This is a genomic window from Streptomyces hyaluromycini, from assembly GCF_002217755.1.
Taxonomy (GTDB): domain Bacteria; phylum Actinomycetota; class Actinomycetes; order Streptomycetales; family Streptomycetaceae; genus Streptomyces; species Streptomyces hyaluromycini.
This window is the reverse complement of record NZ_BCFL01000022.1, coordinates 91,540-110,612: the sequence shown is the minus strand read 5'-3', so window position 1 is coordinate 110,612 and position 19,073 is coordinate 91,540. Positions and strand designations below refer to the sequence as shown.

At 73.0% G+C, this 19,073-nt stretch carries 16 protein-coding genes and 1 pseudogene; 10 read left to right on the top strand and 7 right to left on the bottom strand.

The window, feature by feature from the left end; translation table 11 throughout:
* Positions 1 to 6: 6 nt before the first annotated feature.
* The 4 genes from SSP29_RS27325 (at position 7) to SSP29_RS27310 (ending at position 4,530) form a co-directional block, all read left to right on the top strand.
* On the top strand, positions 7 to 1,182 hold the full coding sequence (locus SSP29_RS27325; protein WP_089103468.1) for a vWA domain-containing protein: 1,176 nt from the start codon (positions 7 to 9) through the stop codon (positions 1,180 to 1,182).
* Positions 1,175 to 2,281: an XdhC family protein gene (locus SSP29_RS27320; RefSeq protein ID WP_089103467.1), complete on the top strand. Its 1,107-nt coding sequence runs from the start codon at positions 1,175 to 1,177 to the stop codon at positions 2,279 to 2,281. The genes SSP29_RS27325 and SSP29_RS27320 overlap by 8 nt, the downstream gene beginning before the upstream one ends.
* Before the next feature lie 28 nt (positions 2,282 to 2,309).
* Entirely contained in the window at positions 2,310 to 2,954 is a 645-nt protein-coding gene (locus SSP29_RS27315; protein WP_089103466.1) for an SRPBCC family protein, read from the top strand.
* Positions 2,955 to 3,135: 181 nt separating this feature from the next.
* Positions 3,136 to 4,530 carry a hypothetical protein gene (locus tag SSP29_RS27310; protein ID WP_438363815.1) on the top strand — a complete coding sequence of 465 codons (1,395 nt, stop codon included), beginning with the start codon at positions 3,136 to 3,138 and terminating at the stop codon, positions 4,528 to 4,530.
* Positions 4,531 to 4,561: 31 nt separating this feature from the next.
* On the opposite strand, the gene SSP29_RS27305 is transcribed toward SSP29_RS27310, so the two are convergent.
* Positions 4,562 to 5,074, bottom strand: a complete 513-nt coding sequence (locus tag SSP29_RS27305) for a metallophosphoesterase family protein (RefSeq protein WP_089103777.1) — start codon at positions 5,072 to 5,074, stop codon at positions 4,562 to 4,564.
* Between the two features lie 110 nt (positions 5,075 to 5,184).
* Between SSP29_RS27305 and SSP29_RS27300 the strand changes: the two genes are divergently transcribed.
* From SSP29_RS27300 to rfbC, 5 genes and pseudogenes are all read left to right on the top strand, one after another.
* Positions 5,185 to 5,622: a MarR family winged helix-turn-helix transcriptional regulator gene (locus SSP29_RS27300; protein WP_089103464.1), complete on the top strand. Its 438-nt coding sequence runs from the start codon at positions 5,185 to 5,187 to the stop codon at positions 5,620 to 5,622.
* Positions 5,619 to 5,822 (top strand): annotated as a pseudogene (locus SSP29_RS61585) (MFS transporter); the annotation flags it as partial. The gene SSP29_RS27300 and the pseudogene SSP29_RS61585, both read left to right, overlap by 4 nt.
* A 254-nt stretch (positions 5,823 to 6,076) precedes the next feature.
* Complete coding sequence (locus tag SSP29_RS27290) at positions 6,077 to 6,661, top strand: hydrolase (protein ID WP_089103463.1); 585 nt, start codon at positions 6,077 to 6,079, stop codon at positions 6,659 to 6,661.
* Between the two features lie 209 nt (positions 6,662 to 6,870).
* On the top strand, positions 6,871 to 8,892 hold the full coding sequence (locus tag SSP29_RS27285) for a glycosyltransferase family 2 protein (protein WP_089103462.1): 2,022 nt from the start codon (positions 6,871 to 6,873) through the stop codon (positions 8,890 to 8,892).
* 5 nt (positions 8,893 to 8,897) lie between these two features.
* The gene (gene rfbC, locus SSP29_RS27280) at positions 8,898 to 9,491 is read left to right on the top strand and encodes a dTDP-4-dehydrorhamnose 3,5-epimerase (protein ID WP_089103461.1); all 594 of its coding nucleotides are present in this window, start codon (positions 8,898 to 8,900) and stop codon (positions 9,489 to 9,491) included.
* A gap of 50 nt (positions 9,492 to 9,541) precedes the next feature.
* Here rfbC and SSP29_RS27275 read toward each other — a convergent pair whose 3' ends face one another.
* The 6 genes from SSP29_RS27275 to SSP29_RS27250 form a co-directional block, all read right to left on the bottom strand.
* Positions 9,542 to 10,354, bottom strand: coding sequence for a class I SAM-dependent methyltransferase (locus tag SSP29_RS27275; protein ID WP_089103460.1), 813 nt, complete (start codon positions 10,352 to 10,354; stop codon positions 9,542 to 9,544).
* Positions 10,355 to 10,550: 196 nt separating this feature from the next.
* A complete protein-coding gene (rfbD, locus tag SSP29_RS27270; protein WP_089103459.1) occupies positions 10,551 to 11,432 on the bottom strand; it encodes a dTDP-4-dehydrorhamnose reductase in 882 nt (293 codons plus the stop codon).
* Positions 11,432 to 12,430, bottom strand: a complete 999-nt coding sequence (gene rfbB, locus SSP29_RS27265) for a dTDP-glucose 4,6-dehydratase (RefSeq protein WP_089103458.1) — start codon at positions 12,428 to 12,430, stop codon at positions 11,432 to 11,434. The genes rfbD and rfbB overlap by 1 nt, the downstream gene beginning before the upstream one ends.
* Positions 12,427 to 13,494: a glucose-1-phosphate thymidylyltransferase gene (locus SSP29_RS27260; protein ID WP_089103457.1), complete on the bottom strand. Its 1,068-nt coding sequence runs from the start codon at positions 13,492 to 13,494 to the stop codon at positions 12,427 to 12,429. The genes rfbB and SSP29_RS27260 overlap by 4 nt, the downstream gene beginning before the upstream one ends.
* Before the next feature lie 139 nt (positions 13,495 to 13,633).
* Positions 13,634 to 13,909: a hypothetical protein gene (locus SSP29_RS27255; RefSeq protein WP_089103456.1), complete on the bottom strand. Its 276-nt coding sequence runs from the start codon at positions 13,907 to 13,909 to the stop codon at positions 13,634 to 13,636.
* Between the two features lie 60 nt (positions 13,910 to 13,969).
* Positions 13,970 to 16,414 carry a SpoIIE family protein phosphatase gene (locus SSP29_RS27250; protein ID WP_245883235.1) on the bottom strand — a complete coding sequence of 815 codons (2,445 nt, stop codon included), beginning with the start codon at positions 16,412 to 16,414 and terminating at the stop codon, positions 13,970 to 13,972.
* Positions 16,415 to 16,871: 457 nt separating this feature from the next.
* On the opposite strand from SSP29_RS27250, the gene SSP29_RS27245 reads away from it, so the two are divergent.
* Entirely contained in the window at positions 16,872 to 19,028 is a 2,157-nt protein-coding gene (locus SSP29_RS27245) for a PP2C family protein-serine/threonine phosphatase (RefSeq protein WP_089103776.1), read from the top strand.
* Positions 19,029 to 19,073: the final 45 nt, after the last annotated feature.

The following is a 19,073-nucleotide window of genomic DNA, read 5'->3' as shown; positions in this document are numbered from 1 at the left end:
CCGGGCATGGGCGCGTCACCGGCGAGGACGGCCGGGGTGCCGGCGGATGCCGTACTGCTCGGTTTCGTCAGGGCGTTGCGGGCGGCGGGGGTGGACGCGAGCGCCGAGCGCGGGTACGCGTTCCTGCGCGCCGTGGCCGCGCTGCGGCCGGGGCTGCGCTCGGACGTGTACTGGGCGGGGCGGGCGACGCTGTGCGGCGGCCATGACGACCTGGAGCGCTACGAGCGGGTGTTCGCGGCATACTTCGGGGCGGTCGGCGCACCACCCGTCCGGCAGCCGGTGCGCACCGCCCCCTCGCCGCGGCTGCGGCTCGTGGTGCGGGAGGCGGCCGGTGCACCCCGTGCCGGTGGCGGGAGCGAGCCGCCGGGTCCGCCCACGGCCGTCCTCGCCAGTTCCGCCGAGGTGCTGCGGCACCGTGACGTCACCGAGCTGGACGCCGCCGAGCGGGCCCAACTGCGCCGTCTGCTGGCCGCGTTCACGCTGGAGGGGCAGACCAGGCGGTCGGCGCGGCGCCGACCCGCCCGGCGCGGGGAGGTCGATCCGCGGCGCACGGTACGGGAGTTGCTCCGGCGCGGCGGGGAGCCTGCCCTGCTGCGGCGGCACGCGCGGGTGGCGCGACCGCGCCGGGTGGTGCTGCTCGTCGACGTGAGCGGTTCGATGGGGCCGTACGCCGACGCGCTGCTGCGGTTCGCGCACGCGGCGGTGCGCGCGGGCCGCACGGAGGTGTTCACCGTCGGCACCCGGCTGACCCGGGTGACCCGCGAGCTGTCGCACCGGGACCCCGATCTGGCGATGGCGGAGGTCGCGGCGGCCGTGCCGGACTGGCGCGGCGGCACCCGACTCGGCGAGCTGCTGCGCGAGTTCCTCAACCGGTGGGGGCAGCGCGGCATGGCGCGGGGCGCGATCGTCGTCCTGCTCTCGGACGGCTGGGAGCGCGGCGATCCGGAGCTGCTCGGCCGGCAGATGCGCCGGCTGCACGCCCTGGCGCACCAGGTGGTCTGGGCGAACCCGCGCAAGGCGCGGCCCGGTTACGCGCCGCTGGCGGCCGGGATGGCGGCGGCGCTGCCCAGCGTCGACTCCTTCGTGGCGGGGCACAGTCTGGCCGCCCTTGAGCGGCTCGCCGCGGTGGTGCGCGGGGCGCGGGACGGTGCGGTACCGGGGAAGGGAGCGGACGGTGCGTGAGATTCTGCCGACGCTGGCCGGCTGGCACGCGGCCGGGATCCCGTTCGGCCTGGCCACGGTGGTCGCGGTCAGCCGCAGCGCGCCGCGCGGCCCCGGTGCGGCCATGGCCGTGGGGCCGGACGACGAGGTGGTGGGCAGCGTGTCCGGCGGCTGTGTCGAGGGCGCCGTCTTCGAGCTGGCACAGGAGGTCGTCGCGACCGGCGAGCCCCGGCTGGAGACCTTCGGCTACAGCGACGAGGACGCGTTCGCGGTCGGGCTGACCTGCGGGGGCGAGATCACCCTGCTGGTCCGGCCGGTGACCGCCGGCTCCGACCCGGCGTTCGGCGCGGTCGCCGCGTCCGTCGCCGGGGGCGAGCCGGTGACCGTGGCCACGGTGGTGGACGGACCCGCGCCGCGGGGGGCCACGCTCGCCGTCTGGCCGCACCGGGCGGCCGGCAGTCTCGGGGCCGGCGGCCTGGACGTCGCCGTCACTGCGGACGCGCGCGGTGAACTCGCGCTCGGCGCCTCAGTCCTGAGACACTACGGCCCGCACGGCGAACGCCGTGAAGACGCGGTGACGGTGTTCCTCCAGTCGTTCGCGCCACCGCCCCGCATGCTGGTCTTCGGCGCCATCGACTACGCGGCCGCGGTGGCCCGCATCGGCGACTTCCTCGGCTACCGGGTCACCGTCTGCGACGCCCGTCCGGTCTTCGCCACACCCAAACGGTTCCCCGCGGCCGTCGAGGTCGTCGTCGACTGGCCGCACCGCTACCTGAGCGGCACGGACACCGACGAGCGCACGGTGATCTGCGTCCTCACCCACGACCCGAAGTTCGACGTGCCGCTGCTGGAGGAGGCGCTGCGCCGGCCGGCCGCCTACATCGGGGCGATGGGCAGCCGCAGGACCCACGACGAGCGGCGCGCGCGGCTGGCCGGGGCCGGTCTCACCGAGGCCGAACTGTCCCGGCTGCGCTCGCCGCTGGGCCTCGACCTCGGCGCCCGTACCCCCGAGGAAGTGGCCGTGTCCGTCGCCGCCGAGATCGTCGCCCTGCGCTGGGGCGGCACGGGTGCGCCCCTGGCCACGACCACCGGCGCCATCCACGCACCCGCCGTCCGCTGACCAGGCTGACCGCCAGGAGGAGTGAGTCATGGAACTGCACCACGAGTTCACCGTCCCCGTCCCGGTCGACGAGGCCTGGCACGCGCTTCTGGACATCGAGCGGGTCGCGCCCTGTCTGCCGGGCGCGGTGGTCGAGGACTACGACGGCAGGACGGTGACCGGCTCGGTGAAGGTCAGGGTCGGCCCGGTCACGGTGGCCTACCGGGGCACGGCGGTCTTCGAGGAGCAGGACGGGTCGGCGCACCGGATGGTGCTGGTGGCGAGCGGCCGGGAGACCCGCGGGCAGGGCACGGCCAGGGCGAAGGTCACCGCGACGCTCGCCGAACGCGACGGCGGTACCGCGGTGTCGGTCCGCACCGACCTCACGGTGACCGGCCGCCCCGCGCAGTTCGGGCGCGGGGTGCTGTCGGAGGTGGGCGACCGGCTGGTGGGACAGTTCGCGGACTGCCTCGCGGCCCGGCTGGCCGAGCGACCGCCCGGCCCCGGCGGCGAACCGGAGCCGCCGGGCGAGGACTTCGGGGACGCCGTACCGGCCCAGCCGCTCGACCTGCTGCGTACGGCCGGGGTGCCGGTGGCCAAGCGGGCCGCGGCGGTGGCCGCCGTGCTCGCCGTGCTCACGGTGGCGGCGGCACGGCTGTGCCGGCGCCGGCGGCACCGCGCGGGGCTCCGGTGAGGTGTTCCGTCCGCCGAACACTATGAACACAACGCCCGGGCCATGGTTCGGGTCCCGGCCCGTTCCCTAGCATCGCCGCGGACGGCGCGAAGGTGCGCCGCCGAGGACAGGGAGCCGCGCCTTGGACAGGTCGAGAACCCCCGCACGGGTCCGCCGGACCAGCCGCCACCGGCGTACCGGACTGCTCGCCTCGCTGGCGGCGGCCCTCACCGCCGCCTTCGCCGGCGCCCCTCCCGCGCAGGCGGAGACAGCACCGCCGGCCGCCGTCTCCTGCCCGGCGGAACTCGACGGCAGGGCCACCTGTTACACCGGCCAGGACGCGCACGGCGCCTACTACGCCATCGCCGTCCCCGAGCACTGGAACGGCTCCCTGGTCGTGCACGCCCACGGCGGCCCCGACCTCGGCACCGGCTCGGACCCGGCGCGCAGCGTCGACGACCTGGCCCGCTGGTCGGTGATGGTGAAGGAGGGGTACGCCTGGGCGGGTTCGTCGTACCGCAGGGGCGGCTACGGCACCCGCATGGCCGCCGAGGACACCGAGAACGTGCGCCGGCTGTTCGTCGCGAACTTCGGGCAGCCGCGGCGGACTTATGTGCACGGCCAGTCCTGGGGCGGGGACGTCGCCGCCAAGGTCGTCGAGGTGTACGGCAGGCGGGGCGGACCCTACGACGGGGCGCTGCTCACCAGCGGTGTCCTCGGCGGCGGGTCCCGGGGTTACGACTACCGCGTCGACCTCCGCGTCGTCTACCAGTACTACTGCCGCAACATGCCCCGGCCGACCGAACCCCAGTACCCGCTGTGGCAGGGGCTGCGCGCGGACTCGACGCTGACGACGGCCGGACTGCGCGCCCGGCTCCAGGAGTGCACGGGCTACGCCTCGGCCCCGCAGGAGCGCACCGCCCTCCAGCAGCGCAACCTCGACGACATCCTCGCCGTCACCGGCGTCCCCGAGCGCACCCTGGAGTCGCATCTGCGGTTCGCGGTCTTCACGTTCCGGGACATCGTGCACGACCGGCTCGGCGGCCGTGATCCGTTCTCGAACCAGGGCGTGCGGTACTCGGGGTCGCACGACGACGAGGCGCTCAACGCCGGGGTCGGGCGGTTCAGCGCCGATCCGACGGCGGTACGCGACCTGTCCTACGACAGTGATCTCACCGGCACGGTGTCGATCCCGGTGCTCACGCTGCACGCGATCGACGATCCGACGGCGTTCGTGGAGCACGAGGCGGCCTACCGGGCCACCCTGCGCGGCGCGCACCGGGACCGGTACCTCGTGCAGACGTTCACCCACGAGTCCGAGCACAGTGCGCTGAGCGACGCGGAGTACGCCGACTCCATTGCGGCGCTGGACGGTTGGGTGCGCACGGGCCGGAAGCCGACGCCCGGGACGATCGCGGACTCGTGCGCCGCGTTCGACCGGACCTACGCCACGGGCTGCTTCTACGACCCGGAGTTCCGCCCCGCCTCCTACGCCTCCCGGGTCCGGCCGCGGCCGGGCGGGCTGCACTGGCCCGCCATGACGGCGGCGCAGGAGAAGCGGTGGAGCAGGATCGACGGGGTCGGGATCGCACCCTGACGGGTCCCCCGGAGATCGTCCGTGCGTCGCGTCACGGCGCCGGCCGGCGCGGCGGCAGCCGGTGCAGGGTCACCTCGGCGAGGGCGCCGTCGGCGACGGTCGCCGTGAGGTAGGTGCAGTCGGGCTGGCGGCGGCGGTCGGTCGGGGAGCCGGGGTTGAGCAGCCGCAGGCCGCCCGGGGCCGCGCTGTCCCACGGGATGTGGCTGTGCCCGAAGACCAGGACGTCCAGGTCCGGGAAGCGGGCGGCGCAGCGGGCCTCCCGGCCCTGGGCGGGGCCGGTCTCGTGGATCACCCCGAAGCGCAGGCCGCCCAGGTCGGCGCGGGCGATCTCGGGGAGCCGGGCGCGCAGGCCCGGGCCGTCGTTGTTGCCGTACACGCCGATGAGGCGGCGGCTTCGGCTCTCCAGCAGGTCGAGGGTGGCCTCGTCGACCCAGTCGCCGGCGTGCAGGACGACGTCCGCGCGCGGGAGCTCGGCGAGGAGCTGGTCCGGGAGCCGCTTGGCGCGCAGCGGAAGGTGCGTGTCGGAGGTCAGGAGCAGGCGCACCAGGCCAGCGTAGGCCAAGGGCCCCCGTCGAGATCTTCAGCCCAGGCTTAACAGTCCGGACTGGACAGTTCCAGCTGGACAGTTGCGACTGGCGGTTCTACGGTGGGCGCATGGCAGAGATCTCCGATTCCGCGACCCGCGCGGCGCGCGACCTGCGCGTGATGTTCAGCAGGATGCGCCGCCGTATCCGCGAGGTCGCCCAGGACGCGGACCTCACCCCGTCGCAGGAGTCGGCTCTCACCCTGGTGTCGAAGCACGGCGCGGCCACGGCCAGTGCGCTGGCCTCCGCGGAAGGGGTGCGCCCGCAGTCGATGGCGGCCACCCTGGCCGCGCTCGACCTGCAGGGCCTGATCCGCCGCAGCCCCGACCCGACCGACGGCCGTCGCCAGCTGGTCACCCTGACCGAGGCCGGCCAGGCCCGTGTCGAGGGCAACCGGCAGGCGCGCGACGAGTGGCTGGCCCGCGCCTTCCAGGACCGGTACACGGAGGACGAGCGGCAGGCCCTGCTCACCGCGATCGAGCTGCTGGAACGACTGTCCCGCCCGTGATACCGAGGCTCACCGCAGGCACCCGCGAGGACACCCGCACGGCCCCCGCCGGATTCGACCGGCGGCTGATCGCGCCGATGGTCCTGGGTTCCGTACTGAACCCGATCAACTCCTCGATGATCGCGGTGGCCCTGGTGCCGATCGGCATCGCCTTCGGGGCCCCGCCCGACGAGACGGTGTGGCTGGTGACCGCGCTGTACCGGCAGGCCGACCCAGAGCGGATCGGTTCCGCCGCCGGACTGCTGCGCACCTTCATGCACCTCGGCGCGCCGGGTGCCTCCGCCGCCACCGCGGCGTTCTACCCGCACCGCGCCGCCACGGTCGGGCTGCACGGCCTGGCCCTGTTCATGCTCGCCGGCTCGGCACTGCTGCTGGCGATCACCCTGCCGGACCGCTCGCTGGCCCGGCTCACCCCCCAACCCCGTCAAGCCCCCCGAAAGGCCTGATCCGCCCCATGTCTCTGAGCACGCTCGACCCGCGCACCGCCCTTGTCGTCATCGACCTCCAGCAGGGCATCGTGGGCATGCCCACCCAGCCGCACACCGGACCCGAGGTGGTGGCCCGCACGGTGGAGCTCGCCGACGCCTTCCGCGCCCAGGACCTGCCCGTGGTCCTGGTCCGGGTCTCCTTCGCCGCCGACTTCGCCGACGCCGTCCCGGGCCGCACCGAGCGCCAGGCGCGCGGCCTCGCCTTCCCGGAGGGCTGGGACGTCGTCGTCGACGAGCTCTCCGGCCGCGACGGCGACATCCACGTCACCAAGCACAACTGGAGCGCCTTCCACGGCACCGGCCTGGACGTCCAGCTGCGCCGCCGGGGCGTCACCCAGATCGTGCTGACCGGCATCGCCACCAGCATCGGCGTGGAGTCCACCGCCCGCGACGCCTACGCGCACGGCTACCACGTGACGCTCGCGACGGACGCGATGGCCGACGCCGACGCCGAGGCGCACCGCAACAGCGTCGAGCGGATCTTCCCGCGGCTCGGCGAGTCCGGCAGCACGGCCGAGGTCCTGGAGCTGCTCGCCAAGACCCATGGCTGAGACCGCGACCCGGACCGCGACCGGCACCGCGGCTCGGACCACGACCGAGACCCCGTCTGAGCAGGTCTTTTGACGCACGGATGACGCTTCACAACCCGGTCTTACCCTCAGGCGGGATCCGCCCGAGGACAGGGCCGGGTTAGCATTCGCCCACAAGTAGATGCCGTCCAGGCAAATGGGCGGCTTATCCCAGGGGGCTAGGAAGCCGGATGCCGGTCAAAGTCAGTGTTGTCGTCCCTGTGTACAACCCGGGGCCCTATATCGAGGACTGCATCGCCTCGGTGCTGCGGCAGTCGCTGCCGAGCGACGAGTACGAAGTGATCTTCGTGGACGACGGGTCCAGCGACGAGACACCGGCCCGGCTCGACGCCGTCGCCGCCGAGCACCCGCACGTGCACGTCATCCACCAGGAGCCCTCCGGCTGGTCCGGCAAGCCCCGCAACGTGGGCATCGCCGCGTCCAAGGGCGAGTTCGTGATGTTCGTCGACAACGACGACTTCCTGGGCGACGAGGCCCTGGAGCGGATGTACAACTACGGCGTCGAGAACGAGGCCGACCTGATCATCGGCAAGATGGCCGGCAAGGGCCGACCGGTGCCGGTGGAGCTGTTCCGGCGCAACCACCCGCGGGCCACCGTCGAGAACGCCCCGCTGATGGACAGCCTGACCCCGCACAAGATGCTGCGCCGGTCCTTCCTGGACCGCATCGGGCTGCGCTTCCCCGAGGGCCGCAGGCGGCTGGAGGACCATGTCTTCGTCGCCGAGGCGTACCTGCGCGCGTCGAACATCTCCGTGCTCAGCGACTATGTCTGCTACTACCACCTCAAGCGGGACGACGCCTCCAACGCCGGCTTCCAGCGCTTCGACCCGGTCGGCTACTTCGCGAACCTCCGTGAGGCCCTCGACGTCGTCGAGCGCTACACCGAGCCCGGCCACCGGCGCGACCTCATGTTCCGCCGCTGGCTGCGCAGCGAGATGGGCGAGCGGCTGCGCGGCAACCGGTTCGTGAAGCTGCCGGACGACTACCGCAGGGAGCTCTTCGACGAGATCCACAAGGTGATCGCCGAGCGCATGGGCCCCTCCGTGTTCGTCCTCCTTGAGCCGGCCCACCGAGTGGTCACCGAGCTGGCCGGCGCCGGCCGCTACGAGGACGTGCTCGCCGTCGCCGAGTGGGAGGCGGCCATCGCCCCCTCGACGGCCGCGCAGAGCGTCACCTGGGACGGCGACGCCCTGAAGATCGAGTTCAGCGCCGAGTACGCCGTCGGCGGCGCGCCCAAGACCTACCCGGCCGACACCTCGGGCACCGAGCCCGAGGGCCCGGCCGCCACGGCCGCGGAGGCGATCGCCCGGCTGGAGCGCGGCACCGCCGCCCGCTTCGCGAGGGCCAGGGTCGACCTGATGATGCGCGAGCGCGAGACGCACGCGCAGTTCTTCCAGCCGGTCGAGATCACCCGCGAGACGCTGCCCGTGGAGGGCGAGCCGGACCGCGTCCGCCTGGTCGTGAAGGCCACCGCCGCCGTGAACCCGGCCACCGCCGCCAGCGGCACCCCGCTGCCGCCCGGGCTGTGGGACGCGTTCGTGCGCCTGACGATCGGCGGCTGGACGCGAGAGCACCGGCTGTTCCCGGTGTCCAAGGACCCGCTCCCCGCGCTGCCCGTCCCGGGTGTCGTCGGCGGCCACCGGGTGCTGCCGTACTGGACGGTCAAGAACAACTTCGCCCTGGACGTCGACCAGGCGGGCAAGCGGCTCGGCTTCGGCGAGTTCCGGCCCGAGGACTTCACCGTCGCCGGCGACCGGCTGCGCGCCGTGCTGCCGTTCCACGTCACCGGCGACGTCAAGGCGGCGGTCCGGCTGACCGGTCCGAAGCCCGCCGCCGAGGTGCTGGAGGTGCCGGCCACGCTGTCGCCCGCCGAGGGCGGCGGTGCTGTGCTGGACGCCCCGCTGCCGGTGCGGTCGCTGCAGCAGGGCGGCTGGCGGCTCGCCCTGTGCCTGGTCGCGGACGCCGCCGAGCCGCGTTTCTTCACGCTGCCGCTCGTCGTCCGTAACTCCCCCGAGGGCCTGAAGGTCGCCAAGCCGGCTCCGAAGAAGGCCAAGGCCGCCGCCGCGCCCCGGCCAAAGGCCCGGCCGGGCGTCGCCCGCCGACTGGCCCGCAAGCTCCCGCTGCCGGTGCGCCGCGCGCTGGTCAGGGCCCTGGGCAGGGGCCGGAAGCCCGCACGACAGGAAGGCAAGTAAGAACCGTGCGACCGCTGAGCATCGAAGGCGCCTGGGTCCAGGAGCCCAAGCTCTTCCCCGACGACCGGGGCAGCTTCCACGAGTGGTTCAGGGCCGGGGAGTTCCGCGAGGCCCTCGGCTACGACCTCGACCTCGCGCAGGCCAACTGCTCGGTCTCCCGGCGGGGCGTGCTGCGTGGCATCCACTTCGCCGATGTGCCGCCGAGCCAGTCCAAGTACCTCAAGTGCGTGCGCGGGGCCGTGCTGGACGTGATCGTGGACATCCGGGTGGGCTCCCCCACCTTCGGCAGCTGGGAGGCAGTCCGGCTGGACGACGAGAACCGGCACGCCGTGTTCCTGTCGGAGGGCCTCGGCCACGCGTTCATGGCGCTGACCGACGACGCCACCGTGGTCTACCTGTGCTCGGCCGGGTACGCGCCGGGCCGCGAGCACGGCATCGACCCGCTCGACCCCGAGCTGGGCATCGAGTGGCCCGAGGGTCTGGAGCCGGTGCTGTCGGAGAAGGACGCGGAGGCACCGTCCCTGGCCGAGGCCGCGGCGTCCGGGCTGCTGCCGTCGTACGCGGACTGCGTGGCCTACTACGAGCGGTTGCGCGGCTGACCGCGACGGGGGCCGGGCGGTGGCCCGGCCCCCCGTCGGTCGGCGTGGTGTCAGGACTTCGCGTAGCGCTGCTTCAGCGCGCTCCGCTTGTTGCTGCCCTCGGCATTCCGGCCTTTTTCGATGATCACCAGGTTGTGGTAGAAGTGCACGCCGACGACATTGAGGTCCGTGTACGTCGGCTGGTAGTTCTCGGTCACGAATTCCTCGTAATTCAGGCCGTCGGTCAGCCGCTTCAGCATCCCCATACTGGTGTGCGCGGCATCGAGGTCCTCGCTGCCCTGCCATTCGGGCCAGTACGACGACTGCGTGTCCTCGACGATGTAGATGCCACCGTCCTTGAGACGCGGGAAGAGCGTGGCGAAGGTCGTGAGTACATGCGGACTGCGGTGGCTTCCGTCGTCGATGATGACGTCCAGCTCACCGATCTTGTCGGCGATCGAGTTCAGGGACGACGGGTCGGACTGGTCTCCGATGAACGTCGTGATGCGGTCCTCGTCGACAAATGACTTGTCCTGGATGTCCATTCCGAAAATCTGCGCCTTCGGGAAGAACTGCTTCCACATCCGCAGGGAAGCACCGCCCTGACCTGGCCTGTTGTAGCCGCCAATGCCGATTTCCAGCAGATTGAAGGACTCGTTCCTCAGGTGTCCGAGGTGGCGCTGGTAGTGCTGGGTGTAGCGGTGTATTCCCCACTTGTCGGTCTTGAAGTGCTGGGCGAGTTTGTTGAGATCGCCGGAGATCGCGTCGAGCCCCGTCGGCTTCGCCGGCTGGGCCGGCCGGGCGGACAGCCGCCGCTTCAGTCGTCGCAGGTTCCGCACATTCTTCTCACCCAGCACGGACTTCACGGTTGCTCGCATCGACATCGCGGAACAAATCCTTTCCCTACCCGGCCCACAAGACATTCAAAGCATCATCGTAGTGACGCGGGGCAGTCCACAAGGGGCGAACACGACGGCCCGTGAAAAAGACCGCCGGGCTCCGGTATTTCCAAACACCACAGGGCGGCCGACATGCTCGGTGAGCCGTCGGCCGCCCTGCGGCGCGTTGGTGCGAAGTGCCTTAGGCGGACATCTCCTTGCGGATGAGCGGCAGCCCCTCCGCGAGGGCCTGCCGCCAGTCCCGCAGCGGTTCCAGACCGGCCTCGGCCCACCGGTCGTGCCCGAGGGCGCTGTAGGCGGGGCGGGGCGCCGGGCGGACGAACGCCTCGCTGGTGGTGGGGCGTACCCGCTCGGGGTCGGCGCCGAGCAGGCGGAAGACCTCCCGGGCCAGCTCGCACCAGGTGGCCGCACCGGAGTTGGTGCCGTGGAAGACGCCGTGCGCGCGGTCGTCCCGGCCGAGACGGGGGCCGAGGTCGGCGATCCGGGCGGCCAGGTCGGCGCTCCAGGTGGGCTGTCCGCGCTGGTCGTCGACGACGTCGAGGGTGTCCCGGCGGGACTCCAGCTCGATCATCGTTCGCACGAAGTTCTTACCGTGCGTGCCGTACAGCCAGGCCGTGCGGACCACCGCGCTCGCGCCCGGGAGTTCCGCCAGGACGGCCCGCTCGCCCGCGAGCTTGGTGCGCCCGTAGGCGGTGCGCGGGGCGGTGGGGTGGTCCTCGGGGTACGGGCTGGTGCGGGCCTCGCCGTCGAAGACGTAGTCCGTCGAGACGTGGACGAGGCGGGCGCCGTGCCGGGCGGCGGCACGGGCCAGCAGGCGCGGTCCCTCGCCGTTGATCAGCAGGGCCCGCTCCTCGTCGGTCTCGGCGTCGTCGACGGCCGTGTACGCGGCGCAGTTCACCACCAGGTCGGGCCGGTGCCCGGCGAGCGCCGACGCCACCGAGTCGGCGCTGGTGATGTCGAGATCGGCGCGGCCGAGGGCCACGACCTCCGCACCCCGGCGGGCGAGTTCCTCGGCCATGTCGTGGCCGAGCATGCCGCCCGCTCCGGCGACGAGCCACTTCATCAGTGCTTCTCCTGCTCCTTGCGGGACTCCAGGGCGGCGCGCTCCTTGAGCGGCTCCCACCAGTCCCGGTTGTCGCGGTACCAGGCGACGGTGTCGGCGAGGCCGGAGGTGAAGTCGTGCTTGGGGGTGTAGCCCAGCTCGTCGTGGATCTTGCTCCAGTCGACGGAGTAGCGCTGGTCGTGGCCCTTGCGGTCGGCGACGCGGTCGACGCGGTCCCAGTCGGCGCCGCAGGCTTCCAGGAGCAGCCCGGTGAGCTCCTTGTTGCTGAGCTCGGTGCCGCCGCCGATGTTGTAGACCTCGCCGGCCCGGCCGTCGGTGCGGACCAGGTCGATGCCCTGGCAGTGGTCCTCGACGTGCAGCCAGTCGCGGACGTTGCTGCCGTCGCCGTAGAGGGGCACGTTCTTGCCGTCGAGGAGGTTGCTCACGAAGAGCGGGATGACCTTCTCGGGGAACTGGTGCGGCCCGTAGTTGTTGGAGCAGCGGGTGACGCGGACGTCCAGGCCGTGGGTGCGGTGGAAGGCCAGCGCGAGCAGGTCCGAGGAGGCCTTGGAGGCGGAGTACGGCGAGTTCGGCTGGAGCGGGTGGCTCTCGGGCCAGGAGCCGGTCTCTATGGAGCCGTAGACCTCGTCGGTGGAGACGTGCACGAACGGGCCGACGCCGTGCCGCAGGGCCGCGTCCAGGAGGGTCTGGGTGCCGACCACGTTGGTGCGGACGAACGCGCCGGCGCCGTCGATGGAGCGGTCGACGTGCGACTCGGCCGCGAAGTGCACGACCTGGTCGGCCTCCGCCATGAGCTTGTCGACCAGCTCGGCGTCGCAGATGTCGCCCTGCACGAAGGTCAGGCGCGGATGCGACGCGGGCAGGTTCGTCAGCGTGCCCGCGTAGGTGAGCTTGTCCAGCACGGTGATGTGCGGCGCGTCGGGCGTGTCGGCGGCGAGCAGGCCGCGGACGTACGTGGAGCCGATGAAGCCGGCGGCGCCGGTGACGAGGAGATTCATGAACGGATCTGCACCTTGCTGTGGTCTCCGAGAACGAGGCGGTGGGCGCTGGGGGTGCCGGTTGCCGGGGTCACCTCGACATGCCGGCCGATCAGCGAGGACTCGATCCTGCCCACCCCGTCGATGGAGGAGTCCCGCAGCACAATGGAGAACTCCAGCTCACTCTCGGTGATCCGGCAGTTCTCGGCGATCGACGTGAAGGGGCCCACGTAGGAGTCGCCGACGACGGTTCCGGCGCCGATCACGGCCGGGCCGACGATCCGGGAGTTGGTGACGCGCGCACCGGCCTCGACGACCACGCGGCCGACGATCTGGCTGGCCTCGTCGACCTCGCCGTCGATGCGCGGCTCCTGGCCCTCCAGGACGGTCCGGTTGACCTCCAGCATGTCGACGACGTTGCCGGTGTCCTTCCAGTAGCCCTTGATCACCGTGGAGCGCACGTCGGCGCGCTGGTCGATGAGGTGCTGGATGGCGTGGGTGATCTCCAGCTCGCCGCGCCAGGACGGCTTGATGGCGCGTACGGCGTCGTGGATGGCCGGCGTGAACAGGTAGACGCCGACCAGGGCGAGGTCGCTCTTGGGCTCCTGCGGCTTCTCCTCCAGGCCGATCACCTGGCCGTCGGCGTCGAGCTCGGCGACACCGAAGGCCCGCGGGTTGGGCACGTGGGTGAGGAGGATCTGGGCGTCGGGACGGGTCTCGCGGAACTCGTCGACCAGTCCGCTGATGCCGCCGACGATGAAGTTGTCGCCGAGGTACATCACGAAGTCGTCGTCACCGAGGAACTCCCGCGCGATGAGCACCGCGTGGGCGAGGCCCAGCGGGTGCTCCTGGGGGATGTAGGTGACGCGCAGGCCGAACTTCGACCCGTCGCCGACCGCCTCCTCGATCTCGGCGGCGGTGTCGCCGACGATCATCCCGACCTCTGTGACGCCCGCGGCGGCAAGGGATTCGAGCCCGTAGAACAGCACGGGTTTGTTCGCCACCGGTACGAGCTGTTTCGCCGATGTGTGGGTGATCGGCCGCAGCCGGGTTCCGGCACCGCCGGATAGCACCAAAGCCTTCATTCGCTACACCTTATAGGTGAACATCTGATTGAGACGTTCTTCTGTTTTCCTGATGGGTTACGACAGTATGGCCCTGGGGCGGATGCCGTGTGACCGCGAGGTACCCGGTAACGGTGTCCAGCCCGGTTCGTCCCGCGGTTCAGGAGTCCTCCGGCCAGGCCGCCGCGCGTTCCACCTCCGCCTCCACCTCGGCCCTCGACCGGCCCTCGTCGCGGGCGAACTCGTTCACCGCGGTCAGTTCGTCGCGGGCCAGGTCGCGCCAGGCGCGCAGGGCGGTCTCGTAGGTCTCCGACTGGGCGCCGCCCGACTGCTGCCGGGCCGGTGGCCCGTAGGTGTCCCGCAGTTCCAGGACTTTTTCGTGGGCCGCGTCGGCCGCGCGGTGCTTCGCCACGAGTTCTTCGAAGGTGTGTGCCACGTCAAGGACACTAAGGAGGGTCGGCCCGCGCCGCCTGTCGAGAGCGGGGGCCGGCGGGGCTCAGTCCTCCAGGACGAGATCCGCCCACACCTGCTTGCCGCCGCTGGCCGGCACGGTCCCCCAGGCCGCCGACACGGCCTCCACCAGGAGGATGCCGCGCCCGCCGGTGGCCTCCCAGCCGATGTTGGTGGGTTTCACGGGGCTGCGCGGCGAGGCGTCGGCCACCGCGATCCGCAGCCGGTGGTCGACCAGGGTCAGGTCGAGCCGGACCGGCCCGTCGGTGTGGATGAGGGCGTTGGTGACGAGTTCGGAGACCACCAGCAGGGCGGCGTCCATCCCCTCGTCGGTCACGTCCCAGGAGCGCAGCACACGGCGGCTGAAGCGGCGGGCGTGCCGGGCGGCCTCCGGGACCCGCCAGACCGTCCAGCTCTCGCGCAGCGGGCGTACGGCCATGCCGTCGTAGCGCATCAGCAGCAGGGCGACGTCGTCGGCGCGGTGCGCGTTGCCGAGCAGGGCGTCGGCGGCCAGTCCCAGCTGGGCGGGGTCGGTGCCGGCGAGGTCGCGGGCGAAGCGCTCCATGCCGTCGTCGATGTCGGTGTCGGGTGACTCGACCATGCCGTCGGTGGTGAGCGCGAGCATGGCGCCGGGGCTCAGGCTGAGCTGGGTCATCGGGAACTCGGTCTGGCCGAGCACGCCGAGCGGGGGGCCGCCCTCGGTCTCGGTGATCCGCGTGGTGCCGTCCGGGTGGCGCAGGACGGGCGGCAGGTGTCCGGCGCGCACGCACCAGGCGGTGCCGTCCTCCATGTCGACGTCGACGTAGCAGCAGGTGGCGAAGAGGTCGCTCTCCATGTCCAGGAGGAGCCGGTTCGCGTGCGAGACGACGACGTCGGGGGTGTGGCCCTCGGCGGCGTAGGCGCGCAGGGCGGTACGCATCTGGCCCATGAGGGCGGCGGCGCTCGCGTTGTGGCCCTGGACGTCGCCGATGACGAGGGCGACGTGGTTGTCGGACAGCGGGATCACGTCGTACCAGTCGCCGCCGACCTGCAGGCCCACGGTGGTGGGCAGGTAGCGGGCGACGGCTTCGCCGCCGGGCAGGCCGGGCAGCCGGCGCGGCAGCAGGGTGCGCTGGAGCATCCCGACGAGTTCGTGCTCGGCGTCGAAGGAATGGGCGCGCATCAGGGCCTCGCCGGCGAGGCCGGCGGAGGCGGTGAGCAGGGCGCGTTCGTCGGGGCCGAAGTCGTGCGGGCTGTCCCAGCCGATCAGGCAGGCGCCGGCCATCCGGCCGCCGGCGGGCAGCGGAAGGATGGCCAGGCCGCCGGGGCCGACCTCGGCGAGCGCGGGTTCCAGGGCGGCCGCCGCGGGCCAGATCTGGGCCCGGCCCTCGCGCAGGGCGGTGGCGAGCGTGGGCATGGAGCGCACGGGTGCGTCGGGCCATTCGGTGCGCCACTCGCTGCGCCAGAGTTCGGGCCAGGACTCGGCTTCGGGCGGGTCGAGGACGATGACGACGAGGCGCTCGTTCTCCAGTTCGGCCAGGGCGATCCGGTCCGCCTTGAGCGGCGCGCGCAGGGCGGTGACGACGGCCTGGCTGACGTCCTTGACGGTGCCGGCGGTGGCCAGGGCGGCGGCGAGCTGCTGGACGCGGGCCACGTCGGTGACGTCCGTGCGGAACGTGGAGGCGTCGGCGACGGTGCCGGCCAGCCGGGCCGGACGCCCCTCGCCGCCGGGCACCAGACGGCCGCGCAGCCGCAGCCACTTGGGCGGGCCGGAGGGCTGCAGGATCCGGAACTCCAGCTCGCGGTCGCCGATGGACATGTGGTCGGCCTCGACGACGGACATCAGGGCGGGCACGTCCTCGGGCACGGTACGGCCCAGCAGCGTCTCGACCTTGCCGTCGAACTCGTCCCGGCCCATCCGGAAGAGGTCGAGGATGCCGTCGCCGACGGCGATCCGGCCGGTGTCCATGGCGAGGCTGAAGGCGTCCGCGGGCAGCTCGCCGGTGTCGGTGGCCGAGGGGAGCGGGGCGGGCAGGGCGATCGCGTCGGCGACCAGGTGCAGGCAGGCGCGGTCCTCGGGCCCGAATCCGTCGTCCCGCTCGCTGACGGCGACGAGGAGTCCGGCGCCGCCGGGCAGCGGCAGGGCGGCGAGCCAGAACTCCTGGGACGGGGTCCGCCGCGCCTCCGGGCAGTCGGCCAGCTCGTCGGGGGCGAGCCAGACGGACCGCCCGCTGCCGTACGCCTCGGCCGCCGGGGACCGCCCGATGGCCGGGTAGGCGTCGCGCAGCCCGTACAGGGTGCGGGGCAGGCCCGCCGACTCGGCGAGGCGCAGCATGGTGCCGTCGTCGCCGGGCGTGTACACCCCGGCGAAGGCCGCGCCGGCGAACACCAGTGCCTGTTCGAGAACGCGGCGGAGCCGATCGGGTGCGCCGGGATCGCCAGTGAGCGTTTCGAGGGCGATTTCGGCGCGATCGGTTCTCGTTCCGCGTACCGCAGCGCCCTCACTGACCACGCCGCCATTACAGCGCTTATGAGGCGTCTGCGCAGCCCCTGTGACCGTTCCGTGGAGGGCGGGGGGCGAGTGCGCCCGAAACGCACCGAACATCTGCTGTCCCGTGCGCTTCGCACGGCGGTCTCGTGACGGACATGACGGTCCGCGACCGGGCCGCGACCGGAACCGCCGGTGCCTCGGGGACACCGTCCGACGCGCCGTCGCGAACGGCGGCTCCCCCGTGCCGGCCCGCTCCGTGGCGCGGTCCCGCCCTGGGTGGCGCGCACCCGGCGCCCGTACGCCTGCCGCGTGCTTCGGCCAGGGGGGAATGTGCCGGGGCGGACGGGGTACCCGGAGGCAGCCCGGTGCGTGCGTCGCCGCAGCTCTCGCCGTGCGCCGGTCGCCGCCACGAGGGAGCCTTGATCCCGAGGACGCGACGCGCGGCCGGACGAGGAGGTGGTCGGGCGTGTCCGACGGGATGGGGGCGCCTCCGGCGGGAGCGGAGCCGGGCGTCGAGGCGCCGGCGGCCGCCGACCCCCGCTCCGGCCGGCCGCTGTTGTCGCTGGCGCTGGCCTCGATCCTGGAGGAGGTCCAGGCGCACTCCGGCGGGGTCTATCTGCTGGCGGCGGACGAGCCGGTCCTGGAGATGGCGGTGACGGCGGGTCTGCCCCGGGCGTTCGTGGCGCCCTGGGAGCGGGTCGGGCTGAGCTCGCCGATCCCGGTCGCGGAGGCGGTGCGCGAGCGGCGGCTGGTGTGGGTGGGCGGCGAGGAGGACATGGCGCGCCGGTACCCGCGCATCGCGGTGGTACTGCCGTACGCGTTCGCGCTGGCCGCGCTGCCCGTGGCGACGGCGGACACGGTGTACGGGGCGGTGTACGTGACCTGGCCCGGTGCCCATCCGACGGTGCTCTCCGACCGGGAGCGGGAGTCGCTGACGGCGGCGTGCGACCGGCTGGCGGTGCGGCTGGAGCGGGCCGCCCGGCAGAACCGGATGCTGCCCGCCGAACCGGATCTGCTGGCGGCGCCGCCGTCGGGCGTGGCGGGCACACTCGGCACGGTGGAGGCGGCGCGGATGGTGGGGCGGCTGCCGTACGGGCTGGCCTCGCTCGATCTGCACGGGCGGGTCGCGTTCGCCAACGCGGCGGCGGCCGAGCTGCTCGGCGTGCACGTCGACGATCTGCTCGGCACCCAGCCGTGGGTCTCGGTGCCGTGGCTGAACGACCCGATGTACGAGGACCGTTACCGGGCGGCGCTGATCAGCCAGCATGTGACGTCGTTCGTGGCGCTGAGGCCGCCGGGCGACTGGCTGTCGTTCCGGATGTATCCGAGCACGACCGGGCTGACCACCCGGATCAGCCGGGCGCGGGCGGTCGCCGAGATGGTGGGCGCGGCGCCGCGCGCGGATGCGTCGCCGTCCCCCCGGCTGGTCACCATCTCCCAGGTGCTGAGCCTGACCGGGGCGCTGACGGAGGCCGTCGGGGTGCAGGACGTGGTGCAGCTGGTGGCGGACGAGGTCGCCCCGGCCGTCGGCAGCCAGGCCCTGGTGGTCCTCGGGTCACGGAGCGGGCGGCTGCACGTGCTGGGGCAGCGCGGGTACGAGGATCCGCGGACCGTGGAGCGATTCGACGGCCTTCCGCTGGCCGAGCGGACGCCCGGCACCCATGTCCTCAACACCGGCGTACCGGCGTTCTTCGAGTCGAAGCAGCAGCTGGAGCGGTTGTATCCGGACCGGAACGAGACCCCGGACGGGTTCGCGGCCTGGGCGTATCTGCCGCTGATCGCGTCGGGCCGGCCGGTGGGCACCTGTGTCCTCGCCTACGCCGAGCCGCACGCCTTCCCCGCCGACGAGCGTGCCGTGCTCACCAGCCTCGGCGGGCTGGTCGCGCAGGCGCTGGAGCGGGCCCTGCTCTACGACGCGAAGAACCAGCTGGCGCACGGTCTCCAGGCGGCTCTGCTGCCGCACTCGCTGGCGCCGCCGGCGGGCATCGAGGCGGCCGCCCGTTATCTGCCGGCCATGCACGGCATGGAGATCGGCGGCGACTTCTACGACCTGGTGCCCACCCGGCCGCTGGCGGCGGCCGTGATCGGGGACGTGCAGGGGCACAACGTGACGGCGGCCGGGCTGATGGGCCAGATCCGTACCGGCGTACGGGCGTTCACGAGTGTCGGGCAGACGCCGGCGGAGGTGATGCGCAGCACCAACCGGCTGCTGATCGACTCCGGCGCCGATCTGTTCGCGAGCTGTCTGTACCTGCGGCTGGATCCGGAGCGGGGGCGCGCGGTGATGGCCCGGGCAGGGCATCCACCGCCGCTGCTGAGACGTCCGGACGGGCGGGTGCGGGTGCTCGACCTGGCCGGGGGCCCGCTGCTGGGCATCGACGCGGAGGCGACGTACCCGACGACCGAGGTGTCGCTGGCGCCGGGCTCGGTGCTCGCCCTCTACACCGACGGGCTGGTCGAGTCCCCCGGTGTGGACATCGAGGACGCCCTGGTCGACCTGGGGGAACTGCTCTCGGAGAGCGGCGACCAGCCTCTGGACAAGCTCGCCGACACGCTCGTGCGGCACAGTGCGGCGGCGCAGGAGCGTGTCGACGACGTCGCGGTGCTGTTGCTGCGGGCGGAGGCCGAACACTGAGCCTCGCCCGGCCCTCGCCGGAAACGATTCGGTCCGGCCCTCCCG